An 18349-nucleotide genomic window follows, 5' to 3' on the forward strand; every position below is an offset into this window, starting at 1 on the left:
TAGGGAATGAGCTGCCGCGCCTTCTCCACATTTCTCCCCGTTCTGCTCGTGCTCGCCGTCTCCGCCCTGGGTTGCAATTCCGCGCGCGACAAGCACCACGAGCAGATTGAAGCCGCCTGGGCTGCCCTCGAGAAGGGCGCCCTGACGACTCCGGCCCTCGAGGATGACCTCCAGGCCCTCGAGGAGTTCCTCGCCAGGTACCCGGCGTCTCACGAGCACGGCAATCCCCGGGCCGCCAGGGCAGGGGAGTTGTTGGCGCAACGTCGCGAGCAGGTGCGTCTGGCGAAGGAGCGCGAGGAGAAGATCGCGGGACTGCGCGGGAAGCTGGCTCCGCTCGCCGCGCGCTTCCTGTTCTCACTCGCCGCCGCCGCCGAGCCCCGGGAGCGTTATGGAGACCTCGAGCCGCTGCGCGTGCTCTCCCTGGAGCACGAGGGACTGCGGCTCCTCACGCGTGGCCGCTTGAACTCTTCCCTCTGGGAGATCGCACGGGAGGGGCCGCTCGCGGAGCTGCGCAAGGTGGTGGGAGCCGCCCTCTATGACGAGAAGCGCCACCGCTATGATGCGCAGGCGCTCGGCGTGCTCCTCGATGCGGCCTACATCCCTCCCGATGCCTTGCTCCTCGGCAAGACAGCGCAGGAGGCCTATCTGCTCTTCCGCCCCTTTGTTCGCACCCAGGCCCGGCTGTACCAGGTGGTCGCCCACCAGCGAGAGGCCATCCGGAAGTACGAGGGCGCGCTCGCACGGGGCGAGGCGCACTACCCCGATGTGAACGAGGAGCTCCCCGCCGAGCAGTACTTCTGGAACGACAGCTCGATGTACTTCAACGAGCCGCAGAAGGACCGACGGCACTTCTACCAGGCCGTTACCCGCGAGCTCGGGCTCGATGGGAAGACGGGCCTCGCGCGCAGGCAGTTCGATCCCCTCGACGTGGGCTTCTGGTTGCGGCGCTTCGAGGACGAGACCGCTGGCATCCTCGGCGCCTTCTTGTTCCGGGTGCTCGACGGCTATGACCCCGCCTACAAGAAGGAGCTCCAGGCGCTGGAAGGGAAGTGGCCCCCGATGGAGCCGCGAGGCACTCCCAGCGAGCGGGTCCGACCACCGCTCCATGAGGGTCCCCTGGTGGCCGATCGTCTCATCGCCGTGGACCCCACGTGGAGGGCTGTTGCGTTCGACGAGGACGGGCAGACGCTCTCGGTGGTGACGGATACGGACTTCCGGCGCATCTCCCGGGCGGACGGACAGATCCTCGTGCAGAAGGCCTTCCCCCCAATCGAGCCCCCGCGTCCACAGAAGCTGAGCTCCGCGACGTTCTCCCAGGACGGGAGCGTGCTCGCCCTGGCGTTTCACGATTCGGACGCGTTGAAGGACCTCCCGGTCTGCCTCCTGGACGCCAAGACGGGCGAGCGGCTGGAGTTGCTCGAGGATGTCCGCACGTTGCAGGCGGTTCACTTGAACCGGGACGGGAGTCTGCTCGCCGCCGAGCTACCCTCCTCGGACATCGTGGTCCGGGCGATCGGCGGCGCGCCCGCGGAGGCGGAGAAGGAGGTCGAGGGTGCTCCCGACGCCGGGCAGGACTCCGCCACGCCGGCGGTGGCCAGGGTTCGCACGATCATGAAGAAGGGCAGACTGGCCGGTCTGCACCCGGACTCCTCTCTGCTCTTCGCCTGGGCCGACACGAAGGTCACCGTCTGGGACACGGAAGGAGGCGAGGCGAGGTTCGAGCAGCGCGTGAAGAAGCGCATCACCTCAGCCGCGCTCTCCCCAGATGGGAGCACGCTCTTCCTGGGCCATGAGGACGGCGCGTCGCTGGTGCACTTCGACGTCGACGAGGGGCGGATTTCCCCGGGCGCCACCCTCAAGGGTCTCTCCTTCCCGCGCGGTGTCTTCACGCAAAGCGGAGAGCTTGTCGTCGTGAACACCACGGACGGCGCGACGCGCGTGCTCGAGGTCTCCAAGGGGAAGTTCTGGCCGGGCGGAGTCCAGGGCAGGCGCGTGCTCGCCATCAGCCCCGACGAGGAGCTCCTGCTGATGCAGCCTCCCGGTGAGGGCGGAGAGGTGTTGCTCTACGCGATAGGCGCCCCCAATGCCTTCAAGGGCGAGTTCGAGGACGCCAAGGCCATGCGCGTGCTCTACGGCTCCTTCGACGAGAAGGAGAACGTTTCCTCTTGGAAGCCGACCCCGGAAGAGGAGGCACGGCTCAAGAAGCTGGAAGGCTTCTCAGCTCCCAACTTCCGGGCGCTCCCGTGGAAGACCACCACCTACAGCGTCGGCGGGGAAGAGAAGGTCCTCTTCCTGACCGAGACCCGGTCCGAGCCGATCTCCCATCCGGCAACCGCGCTCATCGGCGGGGCGATCTTCACGAGGAGCCGGACGGGTTGGGAGGTGGAGAAGCGCCAGCGGGTCATCACGGAGATCGGTTCCTTTGGTGCAGCCCCCGACTCGACCGTTACCCCTTATGAGATCGACGGGAAGGGGTTCCTCGCCGGACTGACCACGGGCTACACGGGGATGGGTACCACGATGAGCTCCCTGGTCTTCCTCTCCGATGTGCCCAAGTCGGTGCAGAAGGATGTCATCGCAGAGGTGGGGCACATCCAGGACACCGGAGAGACCAACGAGGGTAACTGTGCGGATGCGGACGAGGATGGCCCGGACTGCTACGCCTACGATTCCGTATGGGAGCTGGATACCGACACGGGCCGTGCGAACAGTGAGCTGCCCGATCTGGTTCTCACCGTGAGTGGAACGCGCATGAATTCCAAGCGGAACCAGGTGCAGTCGTTCCACGAGGAGCGCAGGTATTCGTTCCGGCACGGGGAGTATCGACAGAAGCGATAGGGGCCTGCCGGGGGATGACGGACCCGGGCTGCATGCCTAACTCCTGACCTCAGGAGGCTTGGGCGTGCACATGGGGCGGGGACGAGGGTGGGCGATGGTGGTCGCGGCGGCCACCGTGATGTCAGCGTGTGCGGCGTTCTCCACGAAGGAGGCATCAAAACCCTTCCACCTGCGCGGGGACGTGGACTCGCGGGGCGCGGGGTTCGCCACGGCGCTCTACCAGACGGTGGGTGTGCGCATGGTGCCCGGCAATCGCCTGAGCTGGGCCAATAACGGCGCCGTCTTCGACGTGATGGTGGAGGAGCTGTCTCGCGCGCGCTCCTCCATGAACATCGTCATCTTCATCTGGCGTCCGGGAGCCGCCTCCGAGCGGCTGCTCTCCGTCATCACCGAGCGCGCTCGGGCGGGCGTGGCCTGCCGCGTGCTCGTGGATCCCCTGGGCAGCGCTCCTTTCGAAAAGCAGGTGAAGCCGAGGCTGGAGGCGGCTGGTTGCCGGGTGCACCTGTTCCGACCGCTGCCCGCGGACGAGAACCTCGCGCGCAACCACCGCAAGATCATCGTGGTGGACGGTCGGGTGGGCATCACCGGCGGGCTGGCCATTCAGGACGAGTGGCTCGGGGAGGCTCGCAACGAGAAGGAGTGGCGCGACACGAACGCGCGGGTCGAGGGCCCGGTGGTGGCGCAGCTCCAGCAGTCCTTCGCGGAGAACTGGCAGGAGACGACGGGTGAGCTGCTGCCCGCGAGCGACTTCCCCGGACTCGCTACCCCGCAGCCCGGACTGGATGGGGCGGGCGAGGGCTGGGCGGCCTTCGTCGGCAGCACCGCGAACCCCGAGCTCACGCGCGCCGAGCGTCTCACTCAGTTGATGGTGCGCGCCGCGCGCAAGCGGCTGTGGATTGCCCAGGCCTACTTCACGCCGAACGAGGCCCTGACGGCGCTGCTGGTGGAGCGGGCGCGCGCGGGAGTGGACGTGCGGGTGCTCGCGCCCGGGGACAAGAATGACCACCCGTCCATCACCCTGGTGCAGCGCGCCACCTATGACACGTTGAGAGCCGCGGGCGTGCGCATCTGGGAGTACCAGCCCTCGATGATGCACGCGAAGACGATGCTGGTGGATGACCGGCTCGTGCTGGTGGGCTCCATCAACTACGATCCGCTGTCCTTCAACATGCTCGAGGAAGGCTCGCTGGTGCTCCAGGACGACAAGGCCGCGCGGCAGATGGAGGCCTTCTTCCTGGAGGACCTGAAACACGCGCGCGAGATGAAGGCCGAACGGGCGGCTCGGGACTGAAGACCCCACGCTCCCGAGCAGCAGCAGGGGAGGGAGGAGCAGGAGGGCGGGTGCCCGCTGGCGCCAGGGAACTTCACTCCTCTCGTGCGGCTTTATCTTCATCGGATGGAGCCGTTGTCTCCATTTGCTGGGGAGGGAGCCGCCGTGAACCCCGAGACGCATGTGCATGAGTCCCCGCCTGCCTCACTGGCGGACGTACTGGAGGCTCGGCAGGACGACATCGTCCACCACTGGGTGGAGCGGCTGCGCGAAGGGCTGGTCCCGAAACCGCGGGCCCGGAGCGTGCTGGAGGACCACATTGGAGACTACCTCCGGGAGATGGCGACGGTGCTGCACCGAGCCGGGCAGGGCGGAGTTGCCGCGGTACCGGACGAGAGTGCCGTGGCCCGGGAGCACGGCCGCCAGCGCCTGCGCATCGGCTTCGACCTGGCGGTGCTGGTGCGAGAATACGGCGTGCTGCACGAGTGCATCCTCGACTTGGTGGAGCAGTCGGGGGTGCGCGTCACCCTGTCCGAGCTTCGAGCGCTTGTCTCCTTCATCGTCCACGGCATCGCCGATGCGACAGACGAGTACACCCGCCAGCGGGATGAGGCACAGCGGCTTAACGAGGTCCGGCTCCAGGCTCTGTTGGACCATGCCCCTGTCGCTATCTATGCCAAGGATGCCGAGGGCCGCTTCATCGTCGCCAACCGCTACGTGCAAGAGTTGGTAGGGCGCTCGCGTGAGGAAATCCTCGGCCAGGACGTCTTCGCCTTCTTCCCCGAGGAAATCGCCAGTCCATTAAAGGCCCATGACGTCCAAGCGCTGGCCGGGCACACCTGTGTCTCCGAGGAAGTGGTGCACTATCCCTCTGGGCCGCGCACCTTCCTGTCCACGAAGTTTCCCCTGCCGGGGAACGAGGGCGCTCCCACTGCCATGGGCGGCATCTCCACGGACATCACCGAGCGCAAGGAGGCCGAGGCCGCTCGGGCCCGGTTGCTGCGCGAGGCCGAAGCTCAACGCGAGCGTCTAAACTCGCTCTTCCAGCTGTCGCCAGCCTGCATCATGGTACTGCAGGGGCCCGAGCACATCATTACTCTGGCCAATCCTCTCTTCGTCCAGCTCCTCGGTGGCAGGGAGTTAGTGGGCAAGCCTCTGTTCGAGGTGTTTCCAGAGGTCGTGGAGCAGGGCTACAGCGAGCAGATCGACAACGTCTACCGCACGGGTAAGCCCGTCACGGGCAACGAGGCCTCGTTGTGGTTGCCCCCTCCCGAAGGGGGAGAGCCCAAGGAGCTTTTTTTCAACTACGTCGACACGCCCACCTATGGGCCGGACGGCCAGGTGGATGGCGTCTTCATGCATGCGGTGGACGTGACGGAGTTGGTGCGCGAGCGCCGCAGGGCGGAAGAGGCGCTGGCGCTGCTGGACACCCTGCTCACCACCGCTCCGGTGGGGCTGGCCTTCCTCGATCGCGATCTGCGCTACGTGCGCGTCAACCAGATGCTGGCGGATGTCCTCGGCCGTCCCATCGAGCACATCCAGGGCCATCACTTGGAAGAGCTCAATCTCGTCGCCGCCGCCCAGCTCACGCCCATCCGCCGCCAGGTACTGGAGACGGGGCAGCCGGTCTTCGGTCATGAGGTGACGCGCACCCTCCCCCCCGAGAGGGGCGGAGAGTCCCTCCATTGGCTCTACAACCACGTCCCGGTGCGCAACCGGGCCGGCGAGGTCATCCTCGTGGCCTCCGTGGCGCTGGACATCACCGAGCGCAAGCGCGCCGAGAGCGCCGTTGAGGAGCGCTTCCGCCTGCTGGTGGAGGGCGTGGAGGACTACGCCATCTTCATGCTCGACCCCCAGGGCCGGGTGACGAGCTGGAATCCGGGAGCCGAGCGCATCAAGGGTTGGAAGACGTCGGAAGTCCTCGGCCGTTCCCTGTCCCTCTTCTACCTCCCCGGAGACGTGGTGGCTGGTGTCCCCGAGGAGGCCCTGCAACTGGCCGCCACCGAGGGGCAGCACCGCGCGGAGGTGCCCCTGGTGCGCAAGGACGGCAGCCACTTCTGGGCGGACGTGCTGCTCACCGCCTTGCGCGACGAGAGGGGGCTCCTGCGGGGCTTCGCCATGATTACCCGCGACATCTCCCAGCGAAGGCGGACCGAGGAGGCACTGCGAGCGACGACCCAGCGGCTGCAGGCCATCCTGGAGACAGCGGCGGATGGAATCATCACCATCGACGAGGGGGGCCGCATCCAGAGCATCAATCCGGCCACCGAGCGCATTTTCGGCCATCCTTCCGAAAAGCTCCTCGGCCACGACTTCCTCCAATTGCTGCCCGAGCCCTACCTGAGCGGCAACATCCAGCCGGGAGGGCGCAAGCTGCTCGGCAACGGACGCGAGGTGCGGGGCCGCCGGGAGGACGGGAGCCTCTTCCCGCTGGAGCTTTCCGTCAGTGAGACCTGCCTGTCGCAGGGACGCTTCTTCACCTGCCTGGTGCGAGACATCTCCGCGCGCAAGCAAGCCGAGGAGGCGCAGGCCCTGTTCGTCCGGGTGGGCACGCTGCTGTCTCAGTCGCTGGACGTCCCTACCACGCTCAAGAGTCTCGCCTCGCTCGTGGTGGAGCATCTGTCCGACTACTGCCTGGTGGACCTCCTGGGGGAGGATGGACAGTTTCAACTGCTGGAGGTGGCGGCACGCGATCCCGGGCGTCAGGCGCTCATCCATCGCTCGATGCCGTCCCCTGCTCATTCTCAACATGGCTCCAGAGTCCTGATGCAGATCCTGGAGGGCGGTGTGCCGGTGGCCAAACCGGAGCCCACCTCTGCGTGGCAGGATGCGTTCGCCCACGACCCGAAGTACCGGGCCTTTGTGGAGGCGCTCGAGCTGAAGTCCCTCCTCTTCGTCCCGCTGGTGGCCCGGGGTCGCAAGCTTGGCCTCATCTCCTTCATCTGGAGCCAGCCCCGCCCCACGTGCGCCACGACGGACCTGGAGGTGGCCAGGGGCGTGGCCGATCGCGCGGCCATGGCGCTGGACAACGCGCGGCTGTACCAGGAGGCGCAGGAGGCCATCCGGGTGAGAGAAGACGTGGTGGCCATTGTCAGCCACGACCTGCGTACCCCGCTCAATGCCATCAGCCTGTCGGCCACGAGCCTGCTCAAGCGCGGGGAGATGGACAAGCGCACCACCACAGCCGTTAGCCGCATCCACGCAGCGGCGGACCGGGCCAGCCGGATGATTCGAGACCTGCTCGACTTCAACCAGGCGCGTATGAGGGGCATCCCCATCCAGCGCGAGCCCCTGGACTTCCACGCTCTCGTCCTGAAGGTGGTGAAGGAGGTACGCCTGGCCCATCCCGACAGGCACATCGCGTTCCACGCCAGCGGAGAGGGGCAGGGCGAGTGGGATGGGGACCGGTTGGCGCAGGTGGTGACCAACCTGGTGGGCAATGCGCTCCAGCACAGCCCAGAGGGCACACCCGTACGGGTGTCCACCCGGAGCGAGAACGCGAACGTCCTGCTCGAGGTGCACAACGAGAACGCGGGACGCGCCATCCCCCCCGAGGTGCTCTCCAGCCTCTTCGAGCCCTACCGGCGAGGGCCCGAGGCCGGTGCGCGTCACGGCAGCCTCGGTCTGGGGCTCTTCATCACCCGGCAGATTGTCCTCGCCCATGGGGGGGACCTCCACGTGCACTCCACACCGGAGGAGGGCACCACCTTCACCGTGCGCCTGCCTCGACGCCCGGTCCAGCAGTAGCGCCGCGTGGCTCCTCCGAGCGGGAATGCTCTCTCATGTCCGCTCGCTGGCGCAGGGGGACTCCTCTTCTCTCATGAGGTTCTATCTTCATCGGATGGAGCCGTTGTCTCCATTTGCTGGGGAGGGAGCCGCCGTGAACCCCGAGATGCATCGGCAAGAGTCTCCGCCTGCCTCGCTGGCGGACGTGCTGGAGGCGCGGCAGGACGACATCGTCCACCATTGGGTGGAGCGCTTGCGCGAGGGACTGGTCCCGGAGCCCCGGGCCCGGGGCGTGCTGGAGGACCATATCGGTGACTACCTCCGGGAGATGGCGACGGTGCTGCATCGGGTCGGACAGGCAGGAGCCGCCGCGGTACCGGAGGAGAGCTCCGAAGCCCGGGAGCACGGCCGCCAGCGCCTGCGCATCGGCTTCGACCTGGCGGTGCTGGTGCGAGAATACGGCGTGCTGCACGAGTGCATCCTCGACTTGGTGGAGCAGTCGGGCGCGCGCGTCACCCTGTCCGAGCTTCGAGCGCTTGCCTCCTTCATCGTCCACGGCATCGCCGATGCGACAGACGAGTACACCCGCCAGCGGGATGCGGCGCAGCGGCTCAACGAGGTCCGGCTCCAGGCGTTGTTGGACCATGCCCCCGTCGCCATCTATGCCAAGGATGCCGAGGGTCGCTACTTCATCACCAACCGCTACGTGCAGGAGCAGCTAGAGTTCTTGCACGCGGAGTTCCTCGGGCAGGACGACGTCTCCCTCTTCCCCGAGGAGGTCGCCAATCCATTGCAGGCCCATGACGCCCAAGCGCTGGCCGGACACACCAGTGTCTCCGAGGAAGTGCTGCACTATCCCTCTGGGCCGCGCACCTTCCTGTCCACGAAGTTTCCCCTGCCAGGGAACGAGGGCGCTCCCGCGGCCATGGGCGGCATCTCCACGGACATCACCGAGCGCAAGGAGGCCGAGGCTTCTCGGGCCCAACTGCTGCGCGAGGCCGAAACTCAACGCGAGCGCCTGGAATTGCTCTTCCAGCAGTCGCCGGCCGCCATCTTCGTGATGCAGGGGCCCGAGCACATCATTACTCTGGCCAATCCCCTCACCGTCCGGCGCCTCCATGGACGGAACATGGTGGGAAAACCCCTGCGCGAGGCGTTTCCGGAGCTCATCGAGCAGGGCTACGGCGAGCTGATTGACAATGTCTACCGCACGGGCAAGCCCGCCGTGGGCAACGAGGCCCCGCTGTGGTTGGTCCCACCCGAAGGGGGGGAGCCCAAGGAGGCCTTCTTCAACTACGTTTATACACCTACCCATGGGCCGGACGGTCAGGTGGATGGCGTCTTCGGGCATGTGGTGGAGGTGACGGAGTTGGTATGTGAGCGCCGCAGGGCGGAGGAGGCGCTGGCGCTGCTGGACACTCTGCTCGACACCGCTCCGGTGGCGATGTCCTTCGTCGATCGCGACTTGCGCTACGTGCGCATCAACCAGATGCTGGTCGATATCCTCGGCCGTCCCCTCGAGCACATCCTGGGCCACCGCTTTGATGATTTTGTTGCTCCCGAAGCTGCCGCCCTGCACACGCCCATCCGCCGTCAGGTGTTGGAAACGGGGCAGCCGGTCTTCGGTCATGAGGTAAAAGGTCCCCACGCCGCGATGGGCGGAGAGGTCCGAAACTGGCTCTGCAACTACGCCCCGGTGCGCAACCGCGCTGGCGAGGTCATCCTCGTGGCCACGGTGGCGCTGGATATCACCGAGCGCAAGCGCGCCGAGAGCGCGGCTGAAGAGCGTTTCCGTCTGCTGGTGGAGGGCGTGGAGGACTACGCCATCTTCATGCTCGACCCCCAGGGCCGGGTGACGAGTTGGAATCCAGGCGCCGAGCGCATCAAGGGCTGCAAAGCCTCAGAGGTCCTCGGCCGCTCTCTGTCCGTCTTCTACCTCCCCGGAGACGTGGTGGCCGGCGTGCCCGAGGAGGCCCTGCAACTGGCCGCCACCGAGGGGCAGCACCGCGCGGAGGTGCCCCTGGTGCGCAAGGACGGCAGCCGCTTCTGGGCGGACGTGCTGCTCACCGCCCTGCGTGATGAGCGTAGAAACCTGCGGGGCTTCGCCATGATTACCCGCGACATCTCCCAGCGGCGGCAAACCGAGGAGGCACTGCGCGCGACGACCCAGCGGCTGCAGGCCATCCTGGAGACGGCGGCGGATGGAATCCTCACCATCGACGAGGGGGGGCGCATCCAGAGCATCAATCCGGCCACCGAGCGCATCTTCGGCCATCCCCCCGAGAAGCTGCTGGGCCAGGATTTCATCCAACTGCTGCCGGAGCCGTACCTGAGCGGCAACATCCAGCCGGGAGGGCGCAAGCCGCTCGGCAGCGGACGCGAGGTGAGGGGCCGTCGTGAGGACGGGAGCCTCTTCCCCCTGGAGCTCTCCGTCAGCGAAACCCGTCTGTCGCAGGGACGCTTCTTCACCTGCCTGGTGCGCGACATTACCGCGCGCAAGCAAGCTGAGGAGGCACAGGCCCTGTTCGTCCGGGTGGGCACGCTGCTGTCCCAGTCACTCGACGTCCACACCACGCTCAAGAATCTCGCCTCGCTCGTGGTGGACCATCTGGCCGACTACTGCCTGGTGGACCTGCTGGGGGAGGACGGGCGGTTGCAACTGCTGGAGATGGCGACACGCGACCCCGAGCGCCAGGCGATCATCCGCCGTGCGATGCCGTTCCCTCCCCATCTGGACTCCAGTGGCCTGATGCAGATCCTGGAGGGCGGTGTGCCGGTGGCCGAGCCGGAGCCCTCCCCCGAGTGGCTGGATGCCCTCGTTGGTAACACACAGCTCCGGGCCCTCGTGGAGGCGCTCGAGCTGAAGTCCCTCCTCTTCGTCCCGCTGGTGGCCCGGGGTCGCAAGCTTGGCCTCATCTCCTTCGCCTGGAGCCAGCCCCGCCCCACGTGCGCCACGACGGACTTGGAGGTGGCCCGGGGCGTGGCCGATCGCGCGGCCATGGCGCTGGACAACGCGCGGCTGTACCAGGAGGCGCAGGAGGCCATCCGGGTGAGAGAAGACGTGGTGGCCATCGTCAGCCACGACCTGCGTACCCCGCTCAATGCCATCAGTCTGTCGGCCACGAGCCTGCTCAAGCGCGGGGAGATGGACAAGCGCACCACCACAGCCGTTAGCCGCATCCACGCGGCAGCGGACCGGGCCAGTCGGATGATTCGAGACCTGCTCGACTTCAACCAGGCGCGTATGAGGGGCATCCCCATCCAGCGCGAGCCCCTGGACTTCCACGCTCTCGTCCTGAAGGTGGTGAAGGAGGTACGCCTGGCCCATCCCGACAGGCACATCGCGTTCCACGCCAGCGGAGAGGGGCAGGGCGAGTGGGATGGGGACCGGTTGGCCCAGGTGGTGACCAACCTGGTGGGCAATGCGCTCCAACACAGTCCAGAGGGCTCACCCGTGAGGGTGTCCACCCGGAGCGAGGGCGCGCACGTCCTGCTCGAGGTGCACAACGAGAACGCGGGGCGAGCCATCCCCCCCGAGCTTCAGTCGCACCTCTTTGAGCCCTACCGGCGGGGGCCCCAGGCCGGTGCGAGTCACGGCAGTCTCGGCCTGGGGCTCTTCATCACCCGGCAGATTGTCCTCGCCCATGGCGGGGATCTCCATGTGTACTCCACGCCAGAGGAGGGCACCACCTTCACCGTGCGCCTGCCTCGACGCTCCGTCCAGCAGTAGCGCCGTGTGTCCATCTCGGTGTCCCAGCACATCTGCGTGCTCACGCTGAGGCGGCCGGGGTCTCACCGCATGGCACGCGAGACTTGCCCACGAGGGCGGCTCCTCCGAGCGGGAATGCTCTCACATGTCCGCTCGCTGGCTCAGGGGAACTCCTCTTCTCTCATGCAGCTTTATCTTCATCGAATGGAGCTGTTGTCTCCATTTGCTGGGGGAGGGAGCCGCCGTGAACCCTGAAATACATCGGCAAGAGTCTCCGCCTGCCTCACTGGCGGACGTGCTGGAGGCGCGGCAGGACGACATCGTCCACCACTGGGTAGAGCGGCTGCGCGAGGGGCTGGCTCTGGAGCCCCAGGCCCGGGGCGTGTTGGAGGACCACATTGATGACTACCTCCGGGAATTGGCGACGGTGCTGCACCGGGCCGGGCAGGGAGGCGCCACTGCGGTACCAGAGGAGAGTGCCGTGGCTCGGGAGCACGGCCGTCAGCGCCTGCGCATCGGTTTCGACCTGGGAGGGCTGGTGCGGGAATACGGCGTGCTGCACGAGTGCATCCTCGACTCGGTGGAGCAGACGGGCGCGCGCGTCACCCTGTCCGAGCTCCGAGCGCTTGCCTCCTTCATCGTCCACGGCATCGCCGATGCGACAGACGAGTACACCCGCCAGCGGGATGCGGCGCAGCGGCTCAACGAGGTCCAACTCCAGGCGCTGTTGGACCATGCCCCCGTCGCCATCTATGCCAAGGATGCCGAGGGCCGCTTCATCGTCGCCAACCGCTACGTGCAGGAGTTGGTAGGGCGCTCGCGTGAGGAAATCCTCGGCCAGGACGACTTCGCCTTCTACCCCGAGGAAATCGCCAGTTCATTAAAGGCCAATGACGCCCAAGCTCTGGCCGGGCACCCCTGTGTCACCGAGGAAGTGGTGCACACTCCTTTAGGGCCGCGCACCTTCCTGGCCACGAAGTTTCCCCTGCCGGGGAACGAGGGCGCTCCCGCGGCCATGGGCGGCATCTCCACCGACATCACCGAACGCAAGGAAGCCGAGGCCGTTCGGGCCCGGCTGCTGCGCGAGGCCGAAGCTCAACGCGAGCGTCTGAACTCGCTTCTCCAACAACAGTCACCGGCCATCATGTACGTAATGCAGGGGCCCGATCACATCATCACCCTGGCCAATCCCCTCTCCGTCCAGCGCCGCGGGAGCCGGGACATGGTGGGCAAGCCCCTGCGCGAGGCGATTCCGGAGATGGTGGAGCAGGGCTACGGCGAGCTGATCGACAACGTCTACCGCACGGGCAAGCCTGTTGCGAGCAACGAGGCCCCGTTGTGGTTGCTCCCACCCGAAGGAGGGGAGCCCGAGGAGGCCTACTTCAACTACGTCTACGCGCCCACCCATGGGCCGGACGGCCAGGTGGATGGCGTCTTCGTGCATGCGGTGGAGGTGACGGAGTTGGTGCGCGAACGCCGCAGGGCGGAAGAGGCGCTGGCGCTGTTGGATTCCTTGTTCAACACCGCTCCAGTGGCGATGTCCTTCGTCGACCGCGACCTGCGTTACGTGCGCGTCAACCAGATGGTGGTCGATATCCTCGGCCATCCCCTCGAGCACATCCTGGGCCACCACCTGGAGGAACTTTCTCCCGTCTGGGATTCCCAGCTCACGCCCATCCGCCGCCAGGTGCTGGAAACGGGACAGCCGGTCTTCGGAGCGGAGGTGACAGGCCCCCACGCCGCGATGGGCGGAGAGAGCCGCTACTGGTTCTTCAACCACGTCCCGGTGCGCAACCGGGCCGGCGAGGTCATCCTCGTGGCCAGCGCGATGCTGGACATCACCGAGCGCAAGCGCGCCGAGAGCGCCATTGAGGAGCGCTTCCGCCTGCTGGTGGAGGGCGTGGAGGACTACGCCATCTTCATGCTCGACCCCCAGGGCCGGGTGACGAGCTGGAATCCAGGCGCCGAGCGCATCAAGGGCTGGAAGGCCGCGGAGGTCCTCGGCCGCTCCCTGTCCGTCTTCTACCTTCCCGGAGACGTAGTGGCTGGCGTGCCAGAGGAGGCCCTACAGCTCGCCGCCACCGAGGGGCAGCACCGTGCGGAGATGCCCCTGGTGCGCAAGGACGGCAGCCGTTTCTGGGCGGATGTGCTGCTCACCGCCCTGCGCGACGAGCGGGGAAACCTGCGGGGCTTCGCCAAGATTACCCGCGACATCACCCAGCGGCGGCAAACCGAGGAGGCGCTGCGCGCGACGACCCAGCGGCTGGAGGCCATCCTGGAGACGGCGGTGGATGGAATCATCACCATCGATGAGGGAGGCCGCATCCAGAGCATCAATCCGGCCACCGAGCGCATCTTCGGCCATCCCCCTGAAAAGCTCCTGGGCCAGGACTTCCTGCGGCTGCTGCCGGAGCCGTACCTGAGCGGCAACATCCAGCCCGGAGGGCGCAAGCTGCTCGGCAATGGGCGCGAGGTGCGAGGCCGTCGTGAGGACGGGAGCCTGTTTCCCCTGGAGCTCTCCGTCAGTGAGACTCGCCTGTCACAGGGACGCTTCTTCACCTGCCTGGTGCGCGACATCTCCGCGCGCAAGCAAGCCGAGGAGGCGCAGGCCCTGTTCGTCCGGGTGGGCACGCTGCTGTCCCAGTCACTCGACGTCCACACCACGCTCAAGAATCTCGCCTCGCTCGTGGTGAACCATCTGGCCGACTACTGCATGGTGGACCTGCTAGGTGAGGACGGACAGTTGCGGCTGCTGGAGGTGGCGGCACGCGACCCCGAGCGCCAGGCGCTCATCCGTCGCTCGATGTCGTCCTCCTCTCAACAAGTCTCCAGCGCCTTGCTGCGGCACATCTTGGAGAGCGGCGAGCCCCTGGCCGAGCCGGAGCCCTCCCCCGAGTGGTTGGACGCCCTTGTCGGCAGCACCAAGTACCGGGCCCTCCTGGAGTCGCTCGAGCTGAAGTCAATCCTTCTCGTCCCGCTGGTGGCCCGGGGTCGCAAGCTTGGTCTCATCTCCTTTGCCTGGAGCCAGCCCCGCCCCACGTGCGCCACGACGGACCTGGAGGTGGCTCGGGGCGTGGCCGATCGCGCGGCCCTGGCGCTGGACAATGCGCGTCTCTACCAGGAGGCGCAGGAGGCCATCCGGGTGAGAGAAGACGTGGTGGCCATCGTCAGCCACGACCTGCGTACCCCGCTCAATGCCATCAGCCTGTCGGCCACGAGCCTGCTCAAGCGCGGGGAGGTGGACAAGCGCACCACCACAGCCGTTAACCGAATCCAAGCGGCGGCGGACCGGGCCAGCCGGATGATTCGAGACCTGCTCGACTTCAACCAGGCGCGCATGAAAGGCATCCCCGTCCAGCGCGAGCCCCTGGACTTCCACGCCCTCGTCTTGAAGGTGGTGAAGGAGGTGCGCCTGGCCCATCCCGACAGGCACATCGCGTTCCACGCCAGCGGAGAGGGGCAGGGGGAGTGGGATGGGGACCGGTTGGCGCAGGTGGTGACCAACCTGGTGGGCAATGCGCTCCAGCACAGCCCAGAGGGCACACCCGTACGGGTGTCCACCCGGAGCGAGAACGCGAACGTCCTGCTCGAGGTGCACAACGAGAACGCGGGACGCGCCATCCCCCCCGAGGTGCTCTCCAGCCTCTTCGAACCCTACCGGCGGGGGCCCCAGGCCGGTGCGCGTCACGGCAGCCTCGGCCTGGGGCTCTTCATCACCCGACAGATTGTCCTCGCCCATGGCGGGGACCTCCATGTGCACTCCACGCCGGAAGAAGGCACCACCTTCATGGTGCGCCTGCCACGACACCCGGTCCAGCAGTAGCGCCAGCGTTTGGCCCTCTCCCGAGGGAGAGGGCCTATGAGAGCCCCCTCAGTTGAAGCTCACCGGGAGCTGCTCCACGCCCCGGATGAGGGAGGTCTTGCGCCACTCCAGCTGTTCAGGTGCCACCGCCAGCCGCACTCCAGGAGCCCGCTCCAACAGCAGCTCGAAGGCCACCTTCGCCTCCAATCGCGCCAGCGGCGCTCCCAGGCAGAAGTGGATGCCCAGGCCGAAGGCCACGTGCTTGTTGGGCGTGCGCCCCACATCGAACCGCTTGGGATCGGCGAACACCTCCGGATCGTGATTGGCCGACATCAGGCCCGCGATCACCATCTCTTCGGCTGGAATCACCTGGCCACACACCTCGGTGGGCGCCACCGTGAAGCGTGCCGTGCTCATCTCCACCGGGCTGCAGTAGCGCAGCATCTCCTCCACCGCCGAGTCCACCAGCTTCCGATCTGCTTGCAGGCGCTCGCGCTGCTCGGGGTGTTGGAGCAGCGCCAGCAACCCGCTGCCCAGCAGGTTCACCGTTGTCTCGTGGCCCGCCACCAGCAACAGGAGAAGCATGCTGATGAGCTCCTCGGGACGGAGCCGGTCCCCTTGCGCCTCGACCGCCAGCATTGCACTCACGAGGTCATCTCCCGGCTCGGCCCGCCGCCGCTCGAGCAGCGTGGTGAAGTACCGCAGGAAGCTCCGGCTCGCGGCCATGACGGGCTCGGGGTTGCCGTCCGCGGGCGGTACCAGCATCGCGTGTGTCCAGGCGCGGAAAGGCCCGCGGTCCTCGGGGGGGAGCCCCAGCAGCTCGGTGATGACGATGACGGGCAGCGGGAAGGCGAATGCGTCGATGAAGTCCACGCTCCCTCGGGCGATCGCCGCCTCGAGCAGCTCGGTAGCAAGGGTGATGACGCGCGAGCGCAGTGCCTCGCCGCGGCGAGGGGTGAAGGCTTGGGAGACCAGCGTGCGCAGCCGGGTGTGGTCCGGCGGATCCGAGAACAACATGTGCCGGGAGAGCCCATCGTGGGTGTAGCGCAGGAATTGCGCGCGGGCCTGCTCACTCAACTTGTACGGGTCCTTCGTGAGGCGATCGTCACGCAGCAGTGGCACGACATCTTGGTAGCGGCTCACCAACCAGAACGGCATCTGCTGGAAGGGCTCTACCAACCGGACGACGCGGGCCTCCTGCTGCATGCGCGCGTAGACGGGCCGTGGATCGGCGCGGTGGGCGGGGGTCCACAGCTCATAGGCATTCCCGGTCATGGTACTCCTCTTGTTAGGGGACCATGGGGGTTGAGTCCGCGGGGCTATTTGTGAGTGGCTTGAGAGGAGTGGCGGATGAGCCAGCTCCCCTGGGGCGGGTGCAGCCGGCCATGCGCCGCGCTGCCCATCACCCGTTTTCCACGACCGTCTACTGCAGCGAACCGTTGATGGCGCGAAGCAGCGACTGCTCGCTCGACGTGCTCAGGTCTCCAGCCAGCTCCCAGATCATGATGCCTCCGTGCTGCTTCGCCAGGGCCGTCTTCGCGCGCATCGTCGCTAGGCCGTTATACGAATACTGGGCCCCGTCGACGCTGAGCCAATCCGAGCTCGAGGCGTTCGGGTACTTCGCCAGGATGTCTTTGTAGAGCACGTAGGCGCTGCTCTTCCCTCCACCACAATTGCCCCAGCAGTACCCGTAGAAGGGCACGCCGAGCACGATCTTGTCCGGCGACACGCCCTTGTTCTTGTAGAAGGCGAGCGCGGTCTCCGCCTGCGCATAGCTCGAGTGCTCGCCCGGGCCCGTCCACGTGCCCGCGTTGTCGTAGGACATGATGGTGATGAAGTCGAAGGAGCGCAGCGTCGTGTCCGACATGCCGTACTGCATCCATTGCGAGACAGCGGCTGTCACGGGAAGCCCGCGTGGACGCGCCTTCGCGATCAGCTTCGCGATGAACGTGTCATACGCGGCACCCATGCGATCCGGCGCCTCCACGTCCACGTCGATCCCATCCATGTTGTGCGAGACCACGAAGTCGATGATGTGATCCACGAAGGCATCGACCTTATCGGGCTGGTAGAAGGGCGTGATCCGACTGTCTCCTCCGCCACCGCAGAGCGAGGGGAACACCTTCACGCCTCGGGCGTGCGCGGCGTTCACGAAGGTCGCGAGGTCGCTGCTCGGCGCCAGCTCGAGGTGCCCGTTCGCGTCGCCCAGGGCGAAGGCGAGGTTCACATGGGTGAGCTTGTCGAAGTCCACCCGGCCGACCCAGCTCGCGTAGGAGCCGTACCAGTTCGGCAGATAGCCCACGACGCGCTTCCCCGTTTGCGGCGGAGGCTGGCTCGAGGGCAGGCCGGAGATGGTCAGTTGCTCCCAAGGGCCGAGCGCGGCGCCATACGCGAACACCGTGCCGCCGCCGCCGTTCTCCGCCGACACCCAATGGCCCGTGGTCACCGTCTGGAGGCCGACGACGTCGCCATTGGCGATCACGCCGCTCCCGTTCTGCTTGACGATGCGGAACGTTTCCCAGCCGAGACGATTCGAGCTGGCGGCGTTCAGCGAGGAGCCGCCACCGTTCGCGGCCTGGAAATACTGCCCGGTGCCCGCGATGATGAAGACTGAGTCCCCACTTTCGAGGGAGCCGCCGTTGATGTCATCGAGGGTGAACTTCTCCCACGCTTGTGCGCTGGTGGCCGTCGCGATGACCGCGCCGCCGCCGTTGTTCTGGGCGCCCACGTACCGGTTGCCGAGCACCGTCTTGAAGCTCACGCCGGATATGGCCAGTGCACCCGAGGAGGCCCCTGTTGTGTCGTCTTGCCTGTCAGGCGAATCGGTCGCCGGGGTGCACCCGCTCGCGAGGAACAGAATCGTGCACGCGGTGCGAAGGAGGAGCCCTGAACGTTTGTGCTGGAGCATGGAGCCAGTTTCGAGCGAACGAAGGGGAAGGGGGGTCATTTGTCCATAGAGGCTCGTGCCGTGGTTTTCGGGTCACCAGAATCGACAGGGGAGTAG

General features: G+C 66.9%; 7 protein-coding genes. 5 read left to right on the forward strand and 2 right to left on the reverse strand.

Going from position 1 to position 18349, the window contains the following annotated elements; all coding sequences use genetic code 11:
- Positions 1-6: 6 nt before the first annotated feature.
- From F0U60_RS25270 to F0U60_RS25290, 5 genes are all read left to right on the forward strand, one after another.
- Complete coding sequence (locus F0U60_RS25270) at positions 7-2838, forward strand: WD40 repeat domain-containing protein (RefSeq protein ID WP_395824231.1); 2832 nt, start codon at positions 7-9, stop codon at positions 2836-2838.
- Positions 2839-2908: 70 nt separating this feature from the next.
- A complete protein-coding gene (locus F0U60_RS25275; protein ID WP_395824235.1) occupies positions 2909-4129 on the forward strand; it encodes a phosphatidylserine/phosphatidylglycerophosphate/cardiolipin synthase family protein in 1221 nt (406 codons plus the stop codon).
- 144 nt (positions 4130-4273) lie between these two features.
- Positions 4274-7855, forward strand: a complete 3582-nt coding sequence (locus F0U60_RS25280; protein ID WP_395824238.1) for a PAS domain-containing protein — start codon at positions 4274-4276, stop codon at positions 7853-7855.
- A 133-nt stretch (positions 7856-7988) separates the two neighbouring features.
- The gene (locus F0U60_RS25285; protein WP_395824241.1) at positions 7989-11564 is read left to right on the forward strand and encodes a PAS domain-containing protein; all 3576 of its coding nucleotides are present in this window, start codon (positions 7989-7991) and stop codon (positions 11562-11564) included.
- 223 nt (positions 11565-11787) lie between these two features.
- Positions 11788-15366, forward strand: coding sequence for a PAS domain-containing protein (locus F0U60_RS25290; RefSeq protein WP_395824245.1), 3579 nt, complete (start codon positions 11788-11790; stop codon positions 15364-15366).
- A 48-nt stretch (positions 15367-15414) separates the two neighbouring features.
- Here the strand turns inward: F0U60_RS25290 and F0U60_RS25295 are convergent, their stop codons facing one another.
- A complete protein-coding gene (locus F0U60_RS25295; RefSeq protein WP_395824248.1) occupies positions 15415-16620 on the reverse strand; it encodes a cytochrome P450 in 1206 nt (401 codons plus the stop codon).
- Between the two features lie 148 nt (positions 16621-16768).
- Positions 16769-18106, reverse strand: a complete 1338-nt coding sequence (locus tag F0U60_RS25300; RefSeq protein ID WP_395824251.1) for a glycosyl hydrolase family 18 protein — start codon at positions 18104-18106, stop codon at positions 16769-16771.
- Positions 18107-18349: the final 243 nt, after the last annotated feature.

Source organism: Archangium minus, assembly GCF_044360475.1.
In the GTDB taxonomy this organism is placed as follows: domain Bacteria; phylum Myxococcota; class Myxococcia; order Myxococcales; family Myxococcaceae; genus Archangium; species Archangium minus.